The 6,303-nt window shown below is 36.6% G+C and carries 6 protein-coding genes; 3 read left to right on the forward strand and 3 right to left on the reverse strand.

Annotated features, from left to right (window positions below; translation table 11 throughout):
- The first annotated feature begins 50 nt into the window (after positions 1-50).
- On the forward strand, positions 51-1,352 hold the full coding sequence (locus tag ACIQZ2_RS09760) for a cryptochrome/photolyase family protein (RefSeq protein WP_395768669.1): 1,302 nt from the start codon (positions 51-53) through the stop codon (positions 1,350-1,352).
- Here ACIQZ2_RS09760 and ACIQZ2_RS09765 read toward each other — a convergent pair.
- Complete coding sequence (locus tag ACIQZ2_RS09765; protein ID WP_395768670.1) at positions 1,349-2,077, reverse strand: DUF3108 domain-containing protein; 729 nt, start codon at positions 2,075-2,077, stop codon at positions 1,349-1,351. The two genes, ACIQZ2_RS09760 and ACIQZ2_RS09765, sit on opposite strands and share 4 nt — an antisense overlap.
- Positions 2,078-2,319: 242 nt before the next feature.
- Between ACIQZ2_RS09765 and recA the strand changes: the two genes are divergently transcribed.
- Positions 2,320-3,381 carry a recombinase RecA gene (recA, locus tag ACIQZ2_RS09770; RefSeq protein ID WP_395768671.1) on the forward strand — a complete coding sequence of 354 codons (1,062 nt, stop codon included), beginning with the start codon at positions 2,320-2,322 and terminating at the stop codon, positions 3,379-3,381.
- Between the two features lie 49 nt (positions 3,382-3,430).
- Here recA and dnaA read toward each other — a convergent pair whose 3' ends face one another.
- Together dnaA and ACIQZ2_RS09780 are read right to left on the reverse strand one after the other, a co-directional pair.
- Positions 3,431-4,864: a chromosomal replication initiator protein DnaA gene (gene dnaA / locus ACIQZ2_RS09775; protein ID WP_395768672.1), complete on the reverse strand. Its 1,434-nt coding sequence runs from the start codon at positions 4,862-4,864 to the stop codon at positions 3,431-3,433.
- 401 nt (positions 4,865-5,265) lie between these two features.
- Complete coding sequence (locus ACIQZ2_RS09780; protein WP_395768673.1) at positions 5,266-6,123, reverse strand: diacylglycerol/lipid kinase family protein; 858 nt, start codon at positions 6,121-6,123, stop codon at positions 5,266-5,268.
- Positions 6,124-6,175: 52 nt separating this feature from the next.
- Between ACIQZ2_RS09780 and ACIQZ2_RS09785 the strand changes: the two genes are divergently transcribed.
- Positions 6,176-6,303, forward strand: a 128-nt coding sequence (locus ACIQZ2_RS09785; RefSeq protein WP_395768674.1) for a MaoC/PaaZ C-terminal domain-containing protein, incomplete at its 3' end; no start/stop codon positions are given.

Here is a 6,303-nt window from a genome sequence, read left to right on the forward strand (position 1 = left end):
TTTTAAAACAATTAAGTTTGTTCCTTGTTGACTATACCAAATAGATTTCTGTGAAGAATAAAGTTGCCATTTTCTGGTTTAGGCGGGATTTACGAATTGAAGATAATCATGGTCTGTATGAAGCTTTAAAGTCACCTTGGCCTGTATTACCCATTTTTATATTTGATCCCAATATACTGGCTAAGCTATCCAACAAATCCGATGCGCGCGTTGAATTTATTTTAGCTTGTCTAGCGCGTTTGAATGTTCAATTTGCTCAAAGGAATACTTCTTTATGCGTTAAGTTTGCTGATCCATTGCAAGCTTTTCATGAATTAGCAGATCAATTTGAAATTCAAGCGGTATTTACAAATCATGATTATGAGCGTTACGCCGATGAGCGCGATTCATCTATTCGAAATTGGGCTTCCTCAAAACAGATTCCTTTTAATACTTTTAAGGATCAGGTTATTTTTGAAAAAAGTGAAGTTTTAAGTGGACAAAATACACCATATACAGTCTTTACGCCATATTCACGTCGATGGAAAGAGCGCTTAAGTCAGCATCCCATTAGTCAATTTCCGTCAGAAGATTTATCCAATTACGTTTCTTGTACGCTTGCGTTGCCTACTTTACATGACTTGGGTTTTCGGGAGTCCGGAATCGAATTTCCCGGCAATGAGCTAGATCGTTCATTAATTCAATCCTACCAGGCGCAACGTGATTTTCCCGCAAAGGATGGTACCTCACGTCTTTCTGTTCATTTACGTTTTGGTACAGTATCCATCCGTAGTCTTGTTCAAAAGGCACTAGGGCTCTCAGAAACGTGGTTAAATGAGTTGATTTGGCGTGATTTTTATTTCAACATATTACATCATTTTCCGCACGTTTCTCAAGGGTCTGCCTTCAGAAAGGAATATGACCGCATGGAATGGCGCAATAATGAAAACGAGTTTATGGCATGGTGTCAGGGTCAAACAGGTTATCCAATTGTGGACGCAGGTATGCGTGAATTGAATACCACAGGATTTATGCACAATCGTGTCAGAATGATTGTTGCTAGTTTTTTAGTTAAACACTTATTAATCGACTGGCGCTGGGGTGAAGCCTATTTTGCTGAAAAATTATTAGACTTCGATTTTGCTGCTAATAATGGGGGCTGGCAATGGGCTGCAGGAAGTGGTTGCGATGCAGCACCTTATTTCCGCGTATTTAATCCAACTTTACAGACACAGAAATTTGATAAAGATTTAGCCTATATACGTAAATGGGTGCCAGAGTTTCAGGAGCTCAGTTATCCCCAACCGATCGTCAACCATGAACAAGCGCGAGTTCGAGCACTTGCGGCCTATAAAAAGGCTTTGGTTCGTTAATAGATATTCTTTCCTTGAATTTTATAATCGGTTAAATCGATTGAAAGTGAGCCTATTTTCAAGTTGACGTCCAACTTTAAAGGTATTTGATATTTGTCCTGTGTAATCCAAAGTTTAATGGCATCCTCATCTTTAAAAAGGTTGTTTTTGGGTAATACCAATGAAGTCCGAATACATTTTTTATTACCAAAATCGCTAGTAACGGTTTCAAATCCTTTGATGATAAACCAGATTTCATAAATGGTTCCATCAACTAGTACTTTGGCGCTCAATTTTTGTCCTATTGACATGCTACTCAAGGGTTTGTCACGTAGGAAAAAATAACCACCTATAAGGTCAAGGGTTGAGGGAGTGATTGCCATAACCTTATCCACAGGCGTATTTTGTGGCGAGTGGATTTTTGCTTGGCCTATTTCTTGAAAGAAGTTTACCTGTTCTTCTTTCCGATAACGACCCTCACGTTTACGCATTTCCGTTTTTATAGGCATAAGGGAATTTACATCTAAGTATGCCGACCAGTAGTCTTCAACTCTTGAAAAATACTTTAACCAAGAGACAGTTTCTCCTATAATCTCTACTTTTCTTCCGGTATGATTATTGATGTTATAAACGCCAGGGCTACTTTTGATAACAGCGGTTGCGGCTTCGATAAAGCCTAAATGTATGCGATATTTGAGTTGTTCGTTCCCTTGAAAGATTACGCGTTCTTGTGCTGAACTTATCAAGTTTAGTGACAAAAAAATGCTAATAAATAGCAATAAAAAATTACTTAGGTTCGCGTATGATTTCAATGTGCGTGTTTACTAAAGATTTAGATAGAAACTCATAAAATTTGACTGCCAAATCTTCATGGATATTATCAATAAATTTGATAAAACTTTACTGTCAATTTGCTATTTTTGTTAGGATTTAAACAAGGGTAAATTTAAACATAAAATGATTATTCAAAATTATCAATAAATATAACATGGCAAAACAATCGGATGGAGCTCAAGGCTTAGTAGCTGAAAAATTAAAAGCTCTCCAGACAACATTGGAAAAATTAGATAAAGCTTACGGAAAAGGTACCGTTATGCGTTTATCGGATAGTAAAGTGATGGATGTGCCTGTTATATCGACGGGTTCATTGGGTTTGGATTTAGCCTTAGGAATCGGAGGAGTTCCTCGTGGACGTGTCGTTGAGATTTATGGCCCTGAATCATCAGGTAAAACAACATTAACCTTGCATTGTATTGCAGAAGCTCAGAAAGCTGGAGGTATTGCTGCTTTTGTAGATGCTGAGCATGCATTTGATCGTGCATATGCTGAAAAATTAGGGATTGATACAGAAAACCTATTGATATCCCAGCCGGATAATGGAGAACAAGCTTTGGAAATTGCAGAACATTTAATCAGTTCTGGTGCAATTGATATTATTGTAATAGACTCAGTAGCTGCTTTAGTACCTAAAGCGGAGATTGAAGGGGAGATGGGTGATTCAAAAATGGGATTGCAGGCCAGATTAATGTCTCAAGCACTTCGCAAGTTGACAGGTACGATCAACAAAACAGGTTGCTGCTGTATTTTTATCAATCAATTGCGTGATAAGATTGGTGTCATGTTTGGTAGCCCTGAAACAACAACAGGTGGTAATGCGTTGAAATTTTATGCTTCTGTTCGTTTAGATATTCGCCGTGCTGGGCAAATAAAGGAGTCGGCTGATTCGATTACGGGTAACCGTACGCGCGTGAAGGTTGTTAAAAACAAGTTGGCTCCTCCTTTCAAAGTTGTCGAATTTGATATTATGTATGGAGAAGGCATTTCAAAAGCTGGAGAAATCTTGGATTTAGGTGTTGACTTAGAGGTTATTGACAAATCAGGTTCTTGGTTTTCATACAACGGAAATCGTTTAGGTCAAGGCCGCGATGCCGTGAAAGATTTGATTAAAGATAATCCTGAACTTATGGAGGAGATTGAGGCGAAGATTAAAGAAAAAGTAAAGGGCAATGATTCAGCTTTGTTGGATAAAGAAGCTATTGCGGAAGCGTAGATTTACGTATTTTGTATAAACTAAAAAAAGAGGCCATAAGCCTCTTTTTTTAGTTTAATGCGATGTTGAATCGGTTAAAAAGTTTTCTTACCGTTTTTTCAACTGACTTATCTGTTTCCATAGCTTCAGAAATGGATTGAACAGCATGAATAACGGTGCTATGGTCTCGGCCCCCAAAATGGTATCCAATAGATTTAAGAGGTAGATTGGTTAGCTCTTTTAACATATACATGGCTACTTGACGTGGGAAAACCGTTTCTTTTTTCCGGCATTTTCCTGTTAGCAATTCCATGTTAACATCAAAGTGTGAGGTGATAGCTTCCAATATATTGTCTACACTAAGTTCCTTTTCTTGATCATTAACGATGCTTTTCAAGGTGGATTTAGCTAGTTCTAAGTCAATTTCTTTCCTTGTTAATGACGCTTGAGCCATTAAGGAAATTATGACACCTTCTAACTCACGTACATTGGTTTGAATAGAATGGGCTAGGTATTCCAACACATCAAAATTGATTTGAATACCGTCATCTTGTAATTTCTTTTGAATGATGGCAATTCTTGTTTCGAAGTCAGGTTGTTGTAAATCGGCAGTTAAGCCCCATTTGAATCTACTTAACAAACGATCTTCCATGCCAGCCAAATCGCGTGGTGCACGATCTGAAGAAAGAATAATCTGCTTACCTGATTGATGTAAATGATTGAAAATGTTAAAGAATGTTTCTTGCGTTTTCTCTTTACCCGACAGGAATTGAACATCATCAATAATCAAGACGTCTACCTGAAGGTAAAAATTCGTAAATGTCTCAATGGAATTGTTGCGAATCGCATTCACAAACTGGTTTGTAAATTTTTCGGTAGAAACGTATAATACGAACTTCTCAGGAAATTGGTTTTTGATTTCATTACCAATCGCCTGAATCAAGTGTGTTTTTCCTAAACCTACACCCCCATATATCATTAAAGGATTGAATGAAGTTAATCCTGGCTTATTGGCAACTGCCATACCTGCCGCTCTGCCCAAACGATTGCAATCCCCTTCAATGAATTTATCAAATGTATACTTTGGTATTAAATAGGAATCTAACTCCAAGGAGTCCAAATCTTTAAATTGAAAGGGATTAGCATTTGGCTGGATTGGAGTTGTTTCTTGCTTGTATGCGTTTTGATGTGCTGACTGCGTGTTTACCGTGGGTAAATTAAAGGTAAGCGGAGGGTTTTTACGATCTCCTTTGTCAACTACGATTGAATACTCAAGCATTCCACGTTTTCCAACTGTCTGGTCTATTGCTTTGCGCAAAGTACTCACGTAGTTTTCTTCAAGCCATTCATAAAAGAATTGTGAAGGAACTTGAATCGTAAGGGTATTGTTGGCGAAACGTAAAGGTACAATTGGGCTGAACCAAGTAGAATATTGTTGTTCTGATATATCCCCGCGGATAATATCCAAACATTTATTCCACAATTCTTTAACCTCGTTATGCATGTAATTTGTACGCTTTATTATTTTTTGGGGGCCAATAATTCTTTCGAAAAGCTATTCAAAATTTGAATTGCTCATCGGTTTATAAATTTTATATTCTACTGGTTGGGTACTGACAAAAACTAAATTGTTTTTGTTTAGCGGGGAGACAAAAATAGTAAAATTCGGTGTCGTTCCAAATTTGATTTTTTTTATTTTTACTAAAATTTATCGGTAAAAATTTGGACCTAAAAATTGTTCAACAATACAGCCACTGAGAGCTAGATTTACTTGAAAAAGTCAAATAAAAAAAAACGATTTTTTTTTGAATAAAAATCGTATTTGAAATAAAGTTATTCTGGTTGAAAAATATACATTTAATGATAAATTATTGATAATCAGTATGTTGCATAAAATAAATTATTTTATTTTCCTGTTATGACTTGTAGTTGACCTGGAAATAAATTTATTTGTATTTCTTCCAATTCACTCTGAAGACTTTCTCCATCTAAATGATATTTTGTGCCTTTGGTAACCTGTAGCCGATATGAATTTACTTGTTCGATCTCTACTAATTGGTGTGTATGTATATTTTTTGAAAATAGGCTAATTCCAAGTTGACAAATCTGCGAAAAATTCCCCTTTTTTATTTTAACTACTTCAAAAAGAGCATCTTGCAAATTTGAAAAAGGTGATATGTAAGCATTATTCCCAAATTGATTGGCATTCGCAAAGGTTAATGAAAAATACGATGTGGGCAGTTGGTTTTCTATTTTGATTTCTATAGAACGGTAAGTGCGTAAGGATTTTATTGTAGATTTTACGTAATTCAAAAATCCGCGTCTTTTGCCATGCTGAAATTCATTGGCAACGTAGGCATCAAAGCCAATGCCTGCAGTGCAAAAGAAAGCGCGATCATTCCAAGTAAGTACGTCGATGCTATTTTGGGTTCCGTTTAAAGCAATTTCTAGCGCTTTGGATGTTTTCATGGGTATCCCTAAATGTCGTGCTAGTCCGTTGCCTGACCCCAAAGGAATAATCCCCATGGGTATTCCCGTACCTTTTAAGGCATTTCCAATTTCATTGACTGTGCCATCACCTCCTATGCTGATGATTCTACGTGGATTAAGGGAAATGATTTCTTGAATTATTTCAGATGCATGATTCGCATATTCGGTAATGAATAGTTTTGTATTGGGAATCTTTTGTAAGCTACTTATCAACTTTTGTCGATATCTATTACTTTTGTTGCCAGCGTTAGGATTGTATATAAAATAAACCATGCGGTAATTTTTGCGCAATTTACCTTCATTTTAGTAATTAATATCTATACATATGATCAAAGTCGGAGATTTCTATGAAATTGAATTTTCATTTACCCAGGAGCAGGTAAATGATTTCTGTAAAATATCAGGTGATTTTAACCCGCTTCATTGGGATGCGAACTTTGCAGCGAATACACC

The organism is Aquirufa sp., from assembly GCF_044342065.1.
Classification (GTDB): domain Bacteria; phylum Bacteroidota; class Bacteroidia; order Cytophagales; family Spirosomataceae; genus Aquirufa.